The following is a 19,578-nucleotide window of genomic DNA, read 5'->3' as shown; positions in this document are numbered from 1 at the left end:
AGAATATATATTAAGCATCATCAGATTTAATCTGGTGGTGTTTTTTAGTGCTCTAATATATCTAGCATCAGTTGGTTTAATACTTATAAAGAAATATCTTACTAGTCATAATCCCATATCTAAATGTGTCTTATAAACGTATCAAAATGATACAATGATATTTAAAGAATATCTCTGTGCATAAATGCCAAAAGTTGGATATCACTTAAAATATAAATAAAATGCATAAAAATATTAAAAAAATCATAAAATTTATGTTGACAAATGTCAAATAAGTGTGTATTATAAGTACATGAAACAAAAACGAGACTATAGTATCAAAATGATACACAAAGGATTGGAGGGTGCAAGATAGGTGAATTTAGATAAAGTAATATATGAAGGCTATATCGATATCCTAAAACAGGAACTTGTTCCAGCGTTAGGATGTACAGAGCCAATTGCTATAGCTTATGCAGCAGCTAAATCACGAGAAGTACTTGGGAATTTCCCAGATAAAGTTATTATAAAATGTAGTGGTAATATAATAAAAAACGCAAAATCTGTTATAGTTCCTAATACTGGTAACTTGAAAGGTATCAAAGCAAGTGTCTATGCAGGACTTATAGTAGGAGATTCCAGTAAAGAAATGCAGTTATTAAATAATCTAACAGATTCGGACATAGAAAAGATAAAAGATTTAATGAATACAGATATGTGCGAAATCGAAATGATTAAGAACGATGCTAACCTACACATTATTGTAGAAGCCAAGTTCAAAGATGAATACTCATTGGTGGAGATTGTACATACACACGTGAATATCACTAAGATCGAGAAAAATGGAGAAGTATTATTTGAAAAGTCATTTACCAAGGAGAATTTCAACGAATCATTATCAGATAGAAATATTTTGAATGTAAAAGATATCTATGAATTCGCTAATTCAGTGAATCTAGAAGATGTAAAAGAATTTTTGGATAATCAAGTTGAGTATAATCTAGCAATAGCTAATGAAGGACTAAAAAGTAATTATGGTATCAATCTAGGAAATATGCTTATGGAATGTTTTGGAGACAACATAATTACTAAAGTCAGAGCATATGCAGCTGCTGGATCAGAAGCTAGAATGAGTGGATGCAGTTTACCAGTTGTAACCAATTCTGGTAGTGGAAATCAAGGAATGGCAACATCTTTACCTGTTATCATCTATGCACAGGAAAAAGGATATGACAAAGAAAAAATGTACAGGGCGTTAGTATTAGCCAATCTAATTACAATTCATCAAAAAACCAATTTAGGAAGACTCTCAGCATATTGTGGAGCAGTGAATGCAGCTTGTGGTAGTGGAGCTGGTTTGACTTATCTAGAAGATGGAAGCTTAGAACAAATCGAAAAAACAATAACTAACACTCTAGCAAATGTTTCTGGTATTGTATGCGATGGAGCAAAAGCATCATGTGCAGCAAAGATTGCATCTAGTCTGGATGCAGCGATAATGGCTCATTTCCTTGCCATGAAAGGCAATGCTTATGAGGCTGAAACAGGGATTGTAAAAGAAACAGTGGAAAACACTATTTCTGCTATGGGTAGACTTGGGCGTGAAGGTATGAAAGAAACAGACGTGGAAATCCTCAAAATAATGCTTAATAAATAATACCTTGGTGTTTACCCAGTCTGATTTTCATATGAATATATGAAAAGAGGAAGTACTTAAGTAACTTTATAAATAATAAAAGGAGGAAATATTTATGAAATTAAAAGTATCTGTTTTATTAGTTATAATTCTTATTATGGGTTTATTTACAGGTTGTAAAGGTTCAGACAAGGTTAAGATTGCAGTTGTTGGTCCATTAACTGGTGACTTTGCAGAATATGGTACAGGATTTAAGAACGCAGTACAACTTCAAGTTGATGAATGGAACAAAAAAGGTGGAGTTCTTGGAAAAGAAGTTGAATTAGTTGTATACGATGACAAAAACAATGGTGAAGAAGCTGCTACAATTGCAGAAAAAATAGTTTCTGACAAATCTATAAAAGCAGTTGTTGGTCATTTTGCGAGTGGTGTATGTATGGCTGCATCTCCTAAATATCAAGAAGCAGGTATTGTAGAGATATCGCCATCAGCGTCACATCCTGATTATACAAAAGAAGGAGAATTCATCTTTAGAAATAATACTGTCATCAACGTTGAGGCAAAACAAGCAGTTGATTTAGCAGTTGAAACTATAGGTAAAAAGAAAGTGGGAATCTTGGCAGTTAAGACAGACTGGGGTATAAAAACTGCAGAAATCACAAAATCTCTTGTAGAAGAAGCAGGAGGAGAAGTAGTTGACTATCAAGAAGTTGTTGATGGAACAATTGATTATAGTCCTAACATCTCTAAATTAAATGATGCTGGTGCAGAAGTAATAATCGTAGCTGCAATGTATAATGCTCTTGCTCCATTCGCATCTCAATACAAAGCTATTAATCCTGATATTGAATTCGTAGGCTTCTCTAATGCTTATAGTCAGCAATTGATTGACCTTGCAAAAGAAAGTGCTGAAAATATTCACTTCCCAACTATTTTCTTCCACGGAAGTACTGACGAGACTGTTTCCAATTTTGTTAATTCTTACAAAGACAAATATGGTTCAATGCCAAGTAGTTTAACAGCTCAAGCATATGACAGTGCAGGAATGATCTTAACATCAATCGAAAGTGCTGGAAAAGCAGACAGAAAAGCTATAAAAGAAGAATTAGCTAAGATTAATTACCCAGGTGTTACTGGAGAAACAAAATTTGATTCTATCGGTGATGCAATGAAAGTATTTACTAAAGTTAAAGTTGAAGATGGTAAATTTGTAGAAGTTAAATAATTATAGATAATATCATGATTTATGGAAATGATTGATTTAAGCTTCATAGAAACAAGGAGGTGTAAACTTGATATTACAAGAATTGGCCAATGGGTTAACTTTAGGTATGGTTTATGCATTAATTGCAGTAGGATATTCTTTGGTATTTGGTATTTTGAGACTTGTAAACTTTTCACACGGTTCAGTTTATGCATTTGGAGCACATATTACCATGGTTTTTGTAGGGTATAGATTTGGAATTATACCAGCTTTATTAATAAGTATTGTAGCAACAGGATTATTAGGGATAACTATTGATAAAGTAGCATTAGCTCCACTTCGTGCCAAAAAATCAAAGGGTATTGCAGCACTAATTACAACAATCGGTATTTCTTATATAATACAGAACCTGTTGATGACTATATTTGGTAGCCAAACAAAGTTTTTCCCGAAACTATTTGATTATGGAACTATAAACATATTTGGAGTTAAGATTGGTACTACTCAAATATTCATTTTCTTAGTATCCGTTATATTGCTTGGATTACTGACTTACATTATCAAGGGTACAAAAATAGGTCTAGGAATGAGAGCGGTAGAACAAAATCAAAAAGCTGCTAGTTTAATGGGAATAAACGTAAACTTTATAGTAACATTTACATTTTTCCTTGGTGGTGCTTCAGCTGCCATAGCTGGAACATTGATTAGTGGTTATTATCAAATGGTTTACCCTGGTATGGGATATCTTGCAGGATTGAAAGCATTCTCTGCCGCGGTATTAGGTGGTATTGGAATATTGCATGGTTCTATTTTAGGTGGTTTGGTAATAGGAGTTTCAGAAAGTTTTGCTGCAACATATATAGGTGGTGGCTATAGAGATGCCACAGCTTTTATAATACTAATTATTGTACTGCTAATTAAGCCAACAGGTTTATTTGGCAAGAAAGGTATTACAAAGGTGTAGATTATGGGAAAAATAAAATTTTATGAAAAACTCACAAATTATATGGTAGATCTAAAAGAATTTACTGATCGCAATAAAAAGATAGTTTATCCAATTATTGCTGTATTATTAGCGGTGCTTCCTTTTATAATCAGTTCTCAGTATATTCTTAGAATAGTAATAATGATAGGAGTATATAGTATTTTATCATTATCGCTGGGTCTGGTTACAGGTTATACAGGACAGATTTCATTAGGACATGCATCATTTTATGCTATTGGTGCTTATGCATCAGCTTTACTTAGTGTCAACTATGGTCTTAACTTCTTTATAACTGCTCCTATAGCTGCTTTATTGGCTGCAGTATGTGGACTTCTGTTGGGACTACCTACATTCAGACTGTCAGGAACATATTTGGCTATTACCACATTAGGATTCATGGAAGTTGTAAGAATGGTATTGCTGAACTGGCAAAGTGTAACAAATGGACCATTGGGTGTTACAAGAATACCTAAACCATCATTTTTTGGAATAGAATTATCTACTTCAAATGGAGGTTTGTATTATTTAATCCTTGTGTTTGTCATAATAACAACATTTTGTATAGTTGGTATCGTTCGTTCTAGAATGGGTCGAGCATTAATGGCTATAAGAGAAGATGAAATGGCTGCTACAATGATGGGAATAAAAACAACCTATTATAAAGCTATCGCTTTTGTACTATCATCATTTTTCTCAGGTCTTGCAGGAGCGTTTTATGCTCACATGATAAGGTATATAGACCCTAATACATTCACTTTTGATACTTCCATCATGATACTAAGTATAGTTATTCTAGGTGGTATGGGTACTATTGGCGGAATGTTCTTAGGCTCAATGTTGTTGGTTACATTCCCAGAAGTACTTCGATTCTTACAAGAATATAGATTTGTAATGTATGGTGTCATTCTAGTACTTATGATGAGATTCCGTCCACAAGGTATCCTTGGAGGACAGAGAAAGACTAAGTATAAGCTTCCCAAAGGGGTTGTACTTGACATACCTAAAAAAGTTATTTCTACAGGGAAGGGTGGTATGTGATATGGCACTCATGGAAGTGAAAAATATATCTAAACATTTTGGTGGTTTGATAGCTGTTAATAAAGTTAATTTTGAAGTAAATAAAGGTGAGATAATTAGTATAATCGGACCTAATGGTGCCGGCAAAACTACACTTTTCAATTTGCTTACAGGAGTTAATCAGTTGACAGAAGGAGAAATCATATTTGAAGGCAAACCTATCCATAACAAAAAACCTCAAGAAATAGTCAAGGCTGGATTAGCAAGAACATTTCAGAATATCAGATTGTTTGGAGATATGAGGGTTATTGAAAATGTTTTGATAGGAATGCATATAAACACAAAATACAGTTTTCTGGATCTACTTTTCAGAACAAAAAAATATAGAGAAGTAGAAAAAGAAAAACATCAAAAAGCAATAGAAATCTTGGATTCAATCGGATTAAAAGATAAGGTGCACCATTATGCCAGTAATCTGCCTTATGGTGAACAGAGAAAACTGGAGATAGCAAGAGCTATATCCACTAATGCTAAAATACTGCTTCTAGATGAGCCGGCAGCAGGTATGAATCCTCAGGAATCAGAAGAATTGTTGAATTTTATCAAGAGTCTAAGAGATAAAGGTTACACCATAATACTAATCGAACATGATATGAATGTTGTTATGAATATCTCTGATAGAATCTATGTTATTGATTATGGTAAAAAGATTGCTGAAGGTCTGCCAGCTGATATAGCTAATAATAAACGCGTTATAGAGGCATATCTGGGAAGGAGTGAATAACAGTGCTGGAAGTAAAAGGTATAAATACACATTATGGTAATATTCACGCTTTAAAAGGTATTGACCTTGAAGTTAAACAAGGAGAGATTGTAACTCTCATAGGAAGTAATGGAGCTGGTAAAAGTACAACAATGGCCACAATAACTGGCTTGCTAAAAGCTACTTCTGGAGAGGTTTGGTTCAAGGGAGAAAACATTACTAATATAGCACCATCTGAAATAGTTAAAAAAGGAATTAGTCTTTCTCCCGAAGGACGTGAGGTTTTTCCAGCATTATCAGTAGAAGAAAATTTGAAACTAGGAGCATTCACTCGTACTAACAAAAAAGAGATAAATGATTCCTATGATAGAGTATATGACCTGTTTCCAAGACTTCTTGAAAGAAAGAAACAGATAGCTGGAACATTGTCAGGTGGAGAACAACAGATGTTAGCAATCGGAAGAGCACTGATGTCCATGCCCCAACTTCTAATACTGGATGAGCCTTCACTTGGACTGGCACCTAATTTGGTACTAATGATATTTGATCTAATAGAATCAATAAATAAACAAGGTGTTACAGTTTTACTAGTTGAGCAAAATGCTAATATGGCATTATCAATTGCTGATAGAGGTTATGTCTTAGAAACAGGAAAAGTTACTATGACAGACGATGCACAGATTCTATGTAACAATGAAGCAGTACGAAAAGCATATCTTGGTAGCGTTTAAAATTTAATAATATATCAAAAATCTAAAAAGAAAAATGGAGGAATTAAAAATGAGTGAAAAAAAATATACACAACAGGAATTAACAGATGCATTTAGAAGTGCTATTGAGGACAGAGCAAAATGGTTTTATCTTTTATCAAAATATACAGATGAAGGATTTGATAAAATAGCTGAAAAGGCAATAACTGAATTTGGAATCGCTAAGGGTGAAGCTATAGGCGAATGTAAGACTCCTGCTGATTTTGCAAAAGCTATTTTGACAGGACACCCAAGAGAAGCTTTCGCAATGGAACCAGTTAAGATTGATGAAGAAGAGAGTATTATCAAGTTCCATCATTGTGCACTTGTTGAAGCTTGGAAAAAGCTTGGATGTTCAAAAGAAGAAGTAGCACATTTATGTGACCTTGCATGTTATGGTGATTATGGTATGGTAGGAGTTTTCCCAGAGTTGAATCTTGAATTTAAACAACTACTTTCTAGATGTGAAGATTGCTGTGAAATGGTAATTACTAAAAAATAGGAGGCTAGGTGCTGATGAAAAAGATTATAAACAATCCTGACGAAGTCGTAAGTGAAATGCTTCAAGGTTTGGTAAAAGCTAATCCTCAGCTTCAATATTCCAAAGATTTGGAAGTAGTATCTAAGATAGATAAAGAAAACAAAGTAGGTCTTGTATCAGGTGGCGGAAGTGGACATGAACCTGCACATGCAGGTTATGTAGGAAAAGGAATGCTTGATGCTGCTGTAGCTGGAAATGTTTTTGCATCTCCATCACCAGACAGGATATTAAAAGGAATACAAGAAGCAGATACAGGTGAAGGTGTTTTACTTATAATCAAAAACTACTCAGGAGATATTATGAATTTCTCTATGGCAAAAGATTTGGCTGAGATGGAAGACATAAAAGTTGAGATGGTTGTAGTAAAAGATGATGTTGCAGTAAAAGACAGTACTTATTCAACTGGGCGCAGAGGTATTGCAGGTACAGTATTCGTTCATAAGCTTGCTGGAGCCAAAGCGGCAGCAGGTGGAAGCCTTGATGAAGTGAAAAAAGTTGCAGAGAAGACTATTGCTAATATACGTAGTATGGGTATGGCTATGACTTCATGTATCCTTCCTGGTGTAGGTGTACCTGGATTCTCATTAGGTGATAATGAAATAGAGATTGGTATGGGAATACATGGTGAACCTGGAGTTGAAAGAACAACTGTGAAAACTGCTGCTGAGCTTGCTGAAATTCTATGTAATAGGATTCTTGAAGATTATGATTATAGTGACAGTGAAGTTGCTGTGATGGTTAACGGTCTTGGAGCTACACCTTTAATGGAACTATATATCCTTAATAACGAAGTTGAAAAAATCCTATCCGAGAAAAATATAAAGATACACAAAGCTTTAGTAGGTAATTATATGACAGCACTTGAGATGTCAGGTTGCTCAATAACATTATTAAAACTTGACGACGAATTAATGAATTTGCTGGACGCTCCTTGTGATACCCCAGCTTTGAAAGTTTAGGTGATAATATGAATATTAAAATAACTTCTAAAGAATATGTTGAATATATTGAGTTGGTAACCAAAAAAATAGAAGAAAACAAAGACTATATAACTAAGCTTGATTCCATAACAGGTGACGGAGACCATTGGGTTAATATTAACATGGGTTTTCAGAAGCTGGTTGAGAATAAGGAATTATTATTATCATTAAAGCTTGGTGATATGTTCAAAAAAATCGGCATGTTGATTATGAGTACTGTTGGAGGTTCATCAGGAGTTTTATATGGTAGTGCGTTTATAGGTGCTGCAAAAACTATTGGTGATAAAGAAGAAATGGACATCAATCTATTATGTGATGTTTTAGAAGCTGAACTTAATGCAATCATGGAGAGAGGTAATGCAAAACCAAACTTCAAGACTATGATTGACAGTATGTATCCAGCAGTTAACGCATTGAAAGATGCTCTTGATAAGAAACTAGACGATTATGATGCTTTACAGGCAATGAAGCAGGGTGCTATTGATGGAATGAATAGTACAAAAGATATGGAAGCGGTTAGAGGACGTGCTTGCTACCAGCCTAACAAAGGGGTTGGACATCTGGATCCAGGAGCTGTTACCATGTGTTATCAGCTTGAAGTATTAGTTGACTATTTGTGTAAATAAGTAGTATAATGTTACTAAAATATAGCAAATTATGGTTTATTATAGGGTAGTTTCTACCCTATTTTTTCCTTATAAGAAACTCCATTTTTTAAGAATATAAAATGAACTTTTAATATGTATAAAGAAAACTTAACTAATGGACAAATTGCTTTGCTGAATGAGGCGTAGCCTCTTTTCTTAGGAGGTATTTTTATGTATCTTGTTGAATTAAAAGAAATAGCTTCCAAATTTGCTGAAACTATATCTAAGATTCTTAATATCGATGTAATTATCATTGATGATAAATATAATATGATTGGTAATACGTTCTATTATACCGATGAACCAACACCTATAAGTAGATATTCTATGTTAGGTGAGGTTATGCATACTGGTAAAGTAGTTGCAGTTAGCGATAAATCTACTTATAAACATTGTAAGAACTGTCCGGATTTGAAGAAGTGTGCTATATCTGGTCTTGTCAGTGTACCTATTTTCTTTGAAAATAAAGTAGTCGGTGCCATTGCATTGTTGGTACCTGTTAATAAGACTAGTCCTGTTTTTGAAAATCTGCAAAACTCTATAGAATTTCTTGAAAGAATGTCGGACCTGCTTAGTTCAAAACTTTATAGTACAGATAACTATAATAAACTTAATGTTATAAAAAAAGAGCGGGAAATCATCATTAATATGATAGAAGATGCCTTGGTTCTTATCAATAACAAAAAAGAGGTTGTTCATTATAACCAACAATTTGAAAAATATTTCAAGATAGAAAAAGACATCACAGGTGATAACATTGAACAAATAATTGATCATCAACTAATTCATGAGATGATGATGTTCAGAGAAGATTTCTCATACAAAGTATTTTCCTATGATAAAGGAAACAACAGTTTTTATGGATTTATATCCAGTAGGAATATCATAATTAATGGTATTGATCATGGAATGCTTTTAACATTTAAGAGTATTGGAAAAGTATATAACGCTCTCAATGAAATAATGGATAATAAAGTTAACATATCATTTGATACCCTATTAGGTAATGATCCTGTTTTTGTAGATCAAATCAATAAGGCAAAACAGTTGTCTGTAACATCTGAAAATATATTGATATGTGGTAAACCAGGCTTAGGTAAATCTGTTTTATCAAGGGCTATCCATAATTTTTCTGATAGGTCTAATCAGTATTTTTTATATGTGGATTGTGAAAACATCCCTTATGAACTTTTGGAACATGAGATTTTTGGCAGTGAGAACGAAACTACAGTTCTTAACCCGAGTATAGGTAAGCTTAGAATGGCACATAAAGGTACTATATTCTTTAAAAATATCTCTGAAATGCCTTTGTATCTACAAAAAAGATTAGTTGAAGTAATAAAGACCAAGCAAATAAAATTAGGAACATACAAAGGATTTAACCTAGATATCAGAATGATTTTTGATACAAGTCATGATTTGGATTCACTTGTAAAACAAGGAAGTTTTGATGAAGAACTTTATTATAGGATTTCAAAAAATACTATAACTATACCATCACTTGAAGAACGTAAAGGTGATATAAAAATCATAGTTGATAATACTTTGCATAAACTTAAAAACAAGTATATGAAGACAAATCTACTGATACAAGAAGAAGTATTGGATATGATGTATAATTATAGTTGGCCCAATAATGTTCGTGAAATCGAAAAGGTAATGGAGAGAATCATTTGTAACAGTGATTCTGATGTAATAACACCAGAAGATGTGAAACACTTGAATTTTGCAAGCGGAAGCAATAAAGAAATAATGAATGTAGAAGATATGGAAAAAGAACTAATTATAAAAATGATGAAAAAATATAAATCCAAAAACCAAGTAGCAGAAGCTATGGGTATAGGAAGAGCAACACTATATAGAAAACTGAAAAAATATGAGCTTAATTAATTTTTATAACTAAAGATAAAATGGGCTGTTTCATAATATATTACAAGCGTAAGCTGAATGAATGTATTATGAGATAGTCCTTTTTTGTATTATAAGAAAAGTTTCTACTGAAGATGTGACGTAGTCGCTATTTTGCATAAAAAAATACGATAGTACTAAGGGGAACTATCGCAAAATACTGTTTATTAAACTACTAAAGTATTGTATTATTATACAATAAAAATAACTGTTTGTCAAATTTTGTTGTAGATAATATAATTATGACAATTTATGCAGTAAAAAGTATATTAATAAATTATTATAATAATAAAAATGTCATATTATAGTGTAGGTATTGTAATTTATGATAGTAGGACTAAGGACTTAAATTATATTTCTGTTATAAATATAAATTTTTATAAATTTAACTTATTAGTCAAAAAAATAAATTATTTATAGTAAATATTACTATAACTACTTAATGATTATCCAATTTCTATAGCAGTTGTTAATTAATATTTGAATATAAATTATACAATATGTTACAAAAATAGATGAAATATACTTAAAAATAACAATATAATTGCATTATATAGTATATGATAGTATAATATTCATAGATGAAAAATATGGAAATTTAACAAATGACAAACTAGATGGGATGGGTGATTTTGTGAAACTTAAGAGAAATAATAAAATAAAATTCTCTAAAAAAGCTAAACGGACTAAGGCGGTAACTAATAAATCTATCAATAAGAAAATTAAAAATAAAAAAGTAAAGAAAAAAGAAAAAGTGAAAAGCATTAAAAACTATAATAAGGCAATAAAAGAACGTTTTCCATTGAAGTTGAAGTTAACCATTTCACATACTCTTGCAGCAATACTACCTATATTGATAATATCATTGTTCTTATTAAATATAGTCAAATCTACAATGACTGAACAAGTAGAGAACAATAATACAAAATTAATGAATAGCATAAATGAAAATATCAATATGAAATTAAAGGAAATAGAGAACACCTCAATGGTTATCATGAGTGATGATTCTCTTGTAAAAACAGTATCAAAAAGTAAAGATGACTATGAAAATCTGTTTGATATGTTAAAAGAAAGAGATTCATTAATCAATGAAAAACTATTCTCTATACAATATTCAAATACGAGCATTCAAAACATTATAATTGTAAAAAAAGATGAAACAATAGAATGTAGAGCTACTCATGGAAAGATCTCAGAAGGTTTCTTTGATAGCGACATTTATAAAACGGTTAGTGAAGCCAGAGGCAGAGCGGTATGGCTAAGCAATGTCTACGATAATCCGGAAAGCATTTATCTAATGAGGAAATTGACTAGGATATCAACTGCACATGAAATTGGTGTATTGATAATTGAAGTAAAGAAATCATATCTAACAGAAGTCTTTGAAAATCTTGAGGATAAGACAGATGAATTCATAATTGATGAGAACGGAGTTATTGTATATAATGCTGATCCAGAAAGATTAAAGCAACAATTAGAAATATACGGGGAAATTGAGAGTAGGATTGAAGAAGAAGATGATGCAGAAATAGTTACAGGTAATATTACAATAGAAGGTCAAATGACTTCCTTTGTAAGATGTAGCAACAATTGGTTTTATGTTGAACAAATATCTAAAAAAGATTTCTTAGGAGTAATAGATAGAATCAAGACTAATATCTTATTATTAGGTTTGGTGATTAGTGTTATAGCTATTATACTATCCAGCATAGTATCACTCAACATTAGCTATCCTATCAAATACATCAGAAATAAAATGAAATTAGTAGAAGATGGTGACCTTACAGCAGTATCTAACATAAAAGGTAAATACGATATGGGGCAGTTATCTCATAGTTATAACATGATGCTGCAAAGTACTAAGAACCTCATAAACAACAATAGAGATCTGACCAAGGTAGTATCCGATAATTCTAATCAGGTTGCAGAAATAGCAAGACATTCTGCTGCTGGTTCAAGAGAAGTTACTATTGCTGTTGAATCTGTTTCACAAGGTGCAATGGAACAAGCAAGAGACGCAGAAAATGCAGCAAATGTTGTTAAGAAGTTTATTGACAAATTCAATGAAACAGAAGATTACTTCAACAAAGTTGTTGAGGCTACAGAGGATACAAAAGAAATAAGTGTACAAGCTACAGATATAATCAAAGAGTTGAATGATAGTACGGTAGATGCAACAGAGTTATCCAACAACTTTAAAAAAGATATTTTAAGCTTAGTTGATAAATTCAAAGAGATACTAAAGATAATTGGACTCATAGATGGAATCAGTGAACAATCCAATCTGCTTGCACTTAATGCAGCTATTGAAGCAGCAAGGGCAGGAGAAGCAGGAAAAGGATTTGCAGTTGTTGCTGATGAAGTTAGAAAGCTTGCTGTACAATCAAAAGATGCTGCAAAAGATATATCATTGATAGTAGGTAAAGTACATACAGCTACTAGCGAAACAGCAAAAATGATAGAAGAAGGCGGAAATATTTTTGTAAGACAGCAGGAAGCAGTTAATAAAACAGATGATGCATTTGGTATTATCGTCAAGAATATGGATCAAATAAAGAATAAAGTTGATCAAGTATTTGAAATGTTAGCAGGTTTTGATGAAATTCAAGATGAGGCAATAACTTCCATAACTAGTATAGCATCTATAGCTCAGGAGTCGGCAGCAGCCATAGAAGAAGTATTAGCTACTGGAGAAGAGCAAACATCTTCAGCAGAACAGCTAGTTAATATGTCAGGTGAATTGGCTAAGGTTATTGAAGAAATGAATAATAGTCTAGATGAATTCAAGATAGATTAGCAAATATGGAGCCTATGGCTCCTTTTTTGTATCATAATATTGTCCCTTTCCACATTATATGATAAAATTAGTAAACAAGAAATATTTATGAATATTATACATATGAGACTAACAAGACTATTGATTGTAGATTAACCATGAACATAGATTATTAATGTATTTAGAGTAGTTAGGGCGTGATTTTATATGGCTGTACAAGATAAAATGAATTTTACACATCTCCATGTCCATACAGAGTATAGCTTACTGGACGGTTCTAGTAAGATACAAGAACTTGTAGCTAGAACAAAAGAATTAGGTATGGATAGTATAGCTATAACGGACCATGGTGTAATGTATGGTGTTATAGATTTTTACAGAGCTGCCAAAAATGAAGGCATCAAGCCCATTATTGGTTGTGAAGTATATGTAGCTGCTAGAAAAAGAACAGATAAAGACTCTCATCTTGATTCTACTTTTTATCATCTTGTTCTACTAGCGGAAAACCAAACAGGATACAAGAATCTGATGAAGCTGGTATCAAAAGCTTTTGTAGAGGGCTTTTATTATAAACCAAGAATAGACCTTGAAATACTTGAAAAGTATAGTGAAGGAATAATAGGAACAAGTGCCTGCCTAGGTGGACATGTGCAGTCAGCTATATTGAATGTGTCTTATGATAAAGCTAAAGAGGTAGCACTAAGATATAATGAGATACTAGGAGAAGGAAATTTTTACTTGGAATTGCAGGACCATGGGTACAAAGAGCAAAAACAAGTTAACCAAGAACTGATTAGACTTAGTAAAGAAACAGGAATACCTCTTATTGCCAGTAATGATGTTCATTACACCTTCAAAGAAGATAGTAAAGCACATGATATATTATTATGTATCCAAACCAACAAAAAAGTTAATGACGAAGATAGAATGAGATACAAAGGCGGACAATTCTATTTGAAGTCTCCAGAAGAAATGTATGAGCTCTTTCCTTATGCCAAGGAAGCTCTTCAAAATACATATGAGATAGCAAAAAGATGTAATGTGGAATTTGAATTCGGCAACACCAAATTACCAAAATTTGATGTACCAACAGATTACGATGCAAAATCCTATCTAAGAAAACTTTGTCAAGACGGTCTCATAGCAAGATATAAAGAACCTACCAAGGAATTACAGGAAAGGCTGGATTATGAACTTTCAGTAATTGAACAAATGGGTTACGTTGATTATTTCTTGATAGTATGGGATTTCATAAGATATGCAAAAGATAATGGAATCATGGTAGGACCTGGTAGAGGATCAGCAGCTGGAAGTATAGTATCATACAGTTTAAGAATTACAGACATCGATCCTATCAAGTATAATCTTATTTTTGAAAGATTCCTCAATCCAGAACGTGTCAGCATGCCTGATATTGATATTGACTTTTGTTATGAAAGAAGGCAAGAGGTAATTGATTATGTTGTAGAAAAATATGGAGAAGAGAAAGTAGCTCAGATTATTACATTTGGTACAATGGCAGCTAGAGCGGTTATAAGAGATGTAGGTAGAGCACTTGACCTTCCATATGCACAAGTTGATAAAGTAGCTAAGATGATTCCATCAGAACTGGGAATCAATATTAAGAGAGCGCTAAAAATCAATAGTGAACTAAGTGATCTATATGAAGAAGATGAAGAAACCAAATACTTGATTGATATGTCTATGAGATTAGAAGGGTTGCCAAGACATAGTTCAACACATGCAGCTGGTGTAGTTATATGTCAAGAACCTGTTATGGAATACGTGCCTCTTAATGCTAATGATGGTGCTATTACAACCCAATTCACTATGACAACTCTAGAAGAATTAGGACTTCTAAAAATGGATTTCTTGGGACTCAGGACATTAACAGTAATCCAGAATGCCTTTAAACAGATAGCTTACAGAGGAATTGATATAACTGTAGAAGATATAGATTATAATGACAAAGAAGTCTATGAACTTATAGGTTCAGGAAAAACAGAAGGTATCTTCCAATTGGAAAGTGCCGGAATGAAAAGCTTTATGAAAGAGCTAAGACCTGAGAGTCTAGAAGATATTATAGCTGGAATCTCTCTATATAGACCAGGTCCAATGGATTTTATACCAAAATACATAAAAGGTAAACATAATCCTGAAAAAATAGAATATACTTGTGCTGAGCTTGAACCTATCTTACAGCCTACATATGGTTGTATAGTATATCAAGAACAAGTTATGCAGATTGTTAGAGACTTAGCAGGATATACATTAGGCAGAAGTGACTTGGTTCGTAGAGCTATGTCTAAGAAAAAAGCCAAAGTCATGGAAAAAGAACGACAGAACTTTATCTATGGTAATGAAAAAGAAAATGTAAAAGGCTGTATCAATAACGGTATTCCTGAAAAAGTTGCAAATACAATTTATGATGAAATGATTGACTTTGCAAAATACGCCTTTAATAAATCCCATGCAGCAGCTTACGCAGTAGTAGCTTATCAAACAGCATGGTTAAAAAAATATTATCCTGTTGAATTTATGGCGGCATTACTAACCTCTGTTATGTATAATTCAGCCAAAGTATCTGAATATATTGGAACCTGCAGGAATATGGGAATCCAGTTGCTTCCACCAGATGTTAATGAAGGATATGCAGACTTCTCAGTATCAGATGGCAAAATCAGATATGGACTTGCAGCCATTAAGAATGTGGGGAAATCTGCTATAAAATCTCTAGTAGCTGAAAGAAAAGAAAATGGTGACTACATTAGTATAACTAATTTCTGCGAAAGATTAGCAGGCAATGATCTCAACAAAAGGATGATTGAGAGTTCAATAAAAGCTGGTGCCTTTGATTCATTAAAAGGAACAAGGAAACAATATATGCATTCATATAAAGCAATAATGGATGGCATAATCCAAACTAAGAAGAGAAGCATTGAAGGTCAAATCAATCTATTCGATTTTGCTACAGATGAAGAAACAGGTAAGAATCAATTCGAAGAGCAATTACCTGATGTCGGAGAGTTTCCAGAAGAAGCATTACTAGCTAATGAAAAAGAAGTATTGGGAATATATCTTAGTGGTCATCCATTAGAAAAATACAAAGAAGAAATCAATAGCTTGACCAATGTACGCAGTAGTGATTTTGTTTATTCAGAAGATGAAGAAGTAATCAGCAAGTTATATGATGGACAAGAAGTAGTCATCGGTGGTATGATTACAGCCAAGACAGTAAAATCAACAAGAAATAATAAAATGATGGCATTCATAACTCTAGAAGATCTTTATGGAATGGTTGAAATCATAATATTCCCTAATGATTATGAGAAGAATAAGAACATAATAAATGAAGATGCCAAGATATTTGTAAAAGGTAGAGTAAGTATAGTTGATGAACAAGACTCAAAGATTATACTTCAAAGGATAATACCTTTTGAAAATATAAAAAACAATCTATATATCAAGGTGAAAGATTTTAACACCTACAAAGAATTATACGATCAGATTGTTAAACCTATATCTGAATACAAAGGTGAAGATAAAGTAATTATATATCTAGAGAAAGAAAAAACTATTAAAAAATTACAAAATAACTATAATGTGAATATAAATAACGAATTATTGACAAAATTAAAATTGATTTTAGGACAAGAATGTGTTAAGGTAAAGAGAATATTAAATTAGAAAACTAATAAAAAAATTAAATTAAAACTTTAAATACATGTGACATGGAGGTAAATATATGGCTAAACAAATTAACACAATTGGAGTACTTACTAGTGGTGGAGATGCACCAGGAATGAATGCAACAATAAGAGCCGTTGTAAGGACTGCACTATCAAAAGGTAAAAAAGTTGTAGGTATAAAAAGAGGTTATAATGGATTAATTTCTGGAGATATCCACGAAATGGGTTCAAAAGATGTATCAGACATCATTCAAAGAGGTGGAACAATACTTCATACAGCACGTTGTCTTGAATTTATCAAACCTGAAGGACAAAAACGTGGAGCAGAGATGTGTAAAGTATTCGGTATTGATGGATTAGTAGTCATTGGTGGAGACGGTTCCTTCAAAGGAGCTGAAAAACTAGCAGGACTTGGAATCAATACTATCGGTGTACCAGGAACAATTGACTTGGATATCGCATGTACAGATTATACAATTGGTTTTGATACAGCTGTTAACACAGCTATGGAAGCAATAGACAAAGTAAGAGACACATCTACTTCCCATGAAAGATGTTCAGTTGTTGAAGTTATGGGTAGAGATGCTGGATATATTGCATTATGGTGTGGAATCACTAATGGTGCAGAAGCAGTATTATTACCAGAAAAGAAAAACATGTCCCAAGAAGAATTAATCAGAATGATAATAGAAAACAGAAACAAAGGTAAGAGACATAACTTAATCATTAACGCTGAAGGATCTTCCGAAGACTCAGTTAAATTAGCTAAAAAAATCGAAGAAGTAACAGGAATATCTACAAGAGCAACTATCCTAGGTCACCTACAAAGAGGAGGAAGTCCTAGCGCTGTAGACAGAATGCATGCATCAATGATGGGTTCAATAGCAGTTGACTTACTCTGTGAAGGCAAAAGCAACAGAGTAGTAGCTTACAAAGAAGGTCAATACCTAGATTACGATATCAACGAAGCATTAGCAATGCAAAAATCAATCAGCGAAAAAAGATATGATTTAAGTAAGATTCTATCAATATAATATATAGAAACATCAGAGCGGAGAAATTATTTCTTCGCTTTTTAAATTGGATTAATGGATACCATCTGATACAATGACATTGGGTAAATATGAACCAAGTATTTTAACTTAGATATGAAATGGGAATGGTAATATCTACAGAACAGAACGAACATGATTACATTTTTTTAGAAAAGATAGGTGATTATTGGTATGCATCAAAATGATATTAAACGAATGAGAATGGAAATAGCTAGAACAATTAAAGAAGTATTTGGGAACAGGATTAAAAGTCTAGAAATATATGATATTGTAGAAGTACCTTCACACTGGGCTTTTAAAATCAAATTTATAGTATATGACTACTTTGTTGTTCTTTTCAATTATGAACTTGATATAATTGGATTTTCTATAGAACTTGGTTCTGGAAAATATGTCAGTTTATCACAGGAAAAACATTGTTATTCTAATACTGATATGGCTACTTTCATTAATGAAATCAAAGAAGAGTTGGAGCTGCGTATTCCAGATAAATACCTAATTGCTCGTGGTTGGATGTAATTAAAAGATTACAAATATATGACTCTAAACTATTAAAACTTGAAGTTTAATACATTTTTTGTGCAGAATAAAATATATCTATCATTACTTATAAGTAGCTCTTATAGTAGCAGACATATTATAGAGATCGCTTCGTTAATATATTATATTAAGAAAGGATATTTTAAATATCATGAATAGTATTAGAGTTAAGAAGGTATGTTTTTTTATAAATATATTTATAATTTTGGTGCTCATATTCGGTTATCATAATCAATATTCAAGAGCAAATAAAATATTTATATTTTCTGAGACCGCTAATAGTAATACATTTACTGCTGTAGGAATGAGTATAAGTAATATTTATGGAAATCTTGAGAGAAATGTTTTTAAAGACAATGCATCTGAGAGCGATGTTAATGAAGCGTTACTAGTTATACAAAGGGATATAAAACAGATTGAAGTATTATCAAGAAGCTTCGTACGTTCTGGTGTTGAAAAATATGAAAATGATTCCACTATACTTGGTAGATTATCATTAGGTTTATCAAATTATTTTCAAGATATTAATAGAATTGTAAGCTATAGTACAGAAAAAAAAGAGCAATTATTGTTAAATCTTAATGACTTGCAAAATAAGATAAAAGAATTAAATGCAAACAACGAATACTCTACTGAAGAAAGATTACATATCTTCATTACCTATATTAAGGAATATAATGGATGGGAAAAGAGACTTAGAAGCGAAATTTTTGAGATGATGTTTTATTGATGTAAATGCTATATGAAGCATTTGGATAAGTAATAGCTATGAGATTTAATTAAAGATTATTGTAAGAGATAATGATAGAATAAGTTGTTTGGAGTGTATCCAAACAGCTTATTATTATGGATAAATATAGTAATCTTAGCTACTTTAAGTCACTCAGCCACCAGCATAATTATCAATACAAAGGTGGCAATAACAGGAAACCGATATCGTAATAGTACAAATAATATCACTCACATCCATTTTATATAGATAAGTATATATGTATAATAATAAATACATCATTACAATACAAATGTAACATAACAAAACATCCAATTTGACATGATTTTATGATAAAATGTTATACAGAAGATAAATAAACATTGCCCTGATAGTG

15 protein-coding genes are annotated in these 19,578 nt (G+C 32.2%); all 15 read left to right on the top strand.

From position 1 onward, the window contains the following. Nucleotides 1-355 precede the first annotated feature (355 nt). The 15 genes from HYG85_RS08280 (at nucleotide 356) to HYG85_RS08210 (ending at nucleotide 19,202) form a co-directional block, all read left to right on the top strand. A complete protein-coding gene (locus HYG85_RS08280) occupies nucleotides 356-1,636 on the top strand; it encodes an L-cysteine desulfidase family protein (protein WP_113672488.1) in 1,281 nt (426 codons plus the stop codon). A 94-nt stretch (nucleotides 1,637-1,730) separates the two neighbouring features. Next, nucleotides 1,731-2,840, top strand: coding sequence for an ABC transporter substrate-binding protein (locus HYG85_RS08275; RefSeq protein ID WP_113672487.1), 1,110 nt, complete (start codon nucleotides 1,731-1,733; stop codon nucleotides 2,838-2,840). A 67-nt stretch (nucleotides 2,841-2,907) separates the two neighbouring features. Beyond that, nucleotides 2,908-3,783 carry a branched-chain amino acid ABC transporter permease gene (locus tag HYG85_RS08270; RefSeq protein WP_212693086.1) on the top strand — a complete coding sequence of 292 codons (876 nt, stop codon included), beginning with the start codon at nucleotides 2,908-2,910 and terminating at the stop codon, nucleotides 3,781-3,783. A 3-nt stretch (nucleotides 3,784-3,786) separates the two neighbouring features. Further along, nucleotides 3,787-4,842 carry a branched-chain amino acid ABC transporter permease gene (locus tag HYG85_RS08265; protein WP_113672485.1) on the top strand — a complete coding sequence of 352 codons (1,056 nt, stop codon included), beginning with the start codon at nucleotides 3,787-3,789 and terminating at the stop codon, nucleotides 4,840-4,842. A gap of 1 nt (nucleotide 4,843) precedes the next feature. After that, nucleotides 4,844-5,605: an ABC transporter ATP-binding protein gene (locus tag HYG85_RS08260; protein ID WP_113672484.1), complete on the top strand. Its 762-nt coding sequence runs from the start codon at nucleotides 4,844-4,846 to the stop codon at nucleotides 5,603-5,605. A 2-nt stretch (nucleotides 5,606-5,607) separates the two neighbouring features. Continuing rightward, nucleotides 5,608-6,315, top strand: a complete 708-nt coding sequence (locus HYG85_RS08255) for an ABC transporter ATP-binding protein (protein ID WP_113672483.1) — start codon at nucleotides 5,608-5,610, stop codon at nucleotides 6,313-6,315. A gap of 49 nt (nucleotides 6,316-6,364) precedes the next feature. Then, nucleotides 6,365-6,835, top strand: coding sequence for an L-2-amino-thiazoline-4-carboxylic acid hydrolase (locus HYG85_RS08250; protein ID WP_193774453.1), 471 nt, complete (start codon nucleotides 6,365-6,367; stop codon nucleotides 6,833-6,835). A gap of 14 nt (nucleotides 6,836-6,849) precedes the next feature. Next, nucleotides 6,850-7,833 (top strand): dihydroxyacetone kinase subunit DhaK, encoded by a 984-nt coding sequence (gene dhaK / locus HYG85_RS08245; protein WP_212693085.1) that lies wholly within the window; start codon nucleotides 6,850-6,852, stop codon nucleotides 7,831-7,833. An 8-nt stretch (nucleotides 7,834-7,841) separates the two neighbouring features. Continuing rightward, the gene (dhaL, locus tag HYG85_RS08240; RefSeq protein ID WP_113672480.1) at nucleotides 7,842-8,480 is read left to right on the top strand and encodes a dihydroxyacetone kinase subunit DhaL; all 639 of its coding nucleotides are present in this window, start codon (nucleotides 7,842-7,844) and stop codon (nucleotides 8,478-8,480) included. 192 nt (nucleotides 8,481-8,672) lie between these two features. Beyond that, nucleotides 8,673-10,391, top strand: a complete 1,719-nt coding sequence (locus HYG85_RS08235; RefSeq protein WP_212693084.1) for a sigma 54-interacting transcriptional regulator — start codon at nucleotides 8,673-8,675, stop codon at nucleotides 10,389-10,391. 652 nt (nucleotides 10,392-11,043) lie between these two features. Then, nucleotides 11,044-13,209, top strand: coding sequence for a methyl-accepting chemotaxis protein (locus tag HYG85_RS08230; protein WP_212693083.1), 2,166 nt, complete (start codon nucleotides 11,044-11,046; stop codon nucleotides 13,207-13,209). A gap of 204 nt (nucleotides 13,210-13,413) precedes the next feature. Next, nucleotides 13,414-16,875: a DNA polymerase III subunit alpha gene (locus HYG85_RS08225; protein ID WP_212693723.1), complete on the top strand. Its 3,462-nt coding sequence runs from the start codon at nucleotides 13,414-13,416 to the stop codon at nucleotides 16,873-16,875. A 58-nt stretch (nucleotides 16,876-16,933) separates the two neighbouring features. Continuing rightward, a complete protein-coding gene (pfkA, locus tag HYG85_RS08220) occupies nucleotides 16,934-17,911 on the top strand; it encodes a 6-phosphofructokinase (RefSeq protein ID WP_113672477.1) in 978 nt (325 codons plus the stop codon). Between the two features lie 192 nt (nucleotides 17,912-18,103). After that, nucleotides 18,104-18,451 (top strand): hypothetical protein, encoded by a 348-nt coding sequence (locus HYG85_RS08215; protein ID WP_113672476.1) that lies wholly within the window; start codon nucleotides 18,104-18,106, stop codon nucleotides 18,449-18,451. A gap of 172 nt (nucleotides 18,452-18,623) precedes the next feature. Further along, complete coding sequence (locus tag HYG85_RS08210) at nucleotides 18,624-19,202, top strand: hypothetical protein (protein WP_212693082.1); 579 nt, start codon at nucleotides 18,624-18,626, stop codon at nucleotides 19,200-19,202. The last annotated feature ends 376 nt before the right edge of the window (nucleotides 19,203-19,578 follow it).

The organism is Vallitalea guaymasensis (genome assembly GCF_018141425.1).
In the GTDB taxonomy this organism is placed as follows: Bacteria; Bacillota; Clostridia; order Lachnospirales; family Vallitaleaceae; genus Vallitalea; species Vallitalea guaymasensis.
Note: the sequence above shows the minus strand (reverse complement) of the source record. Positions and strands in the feature narration are given on the sequence as shown.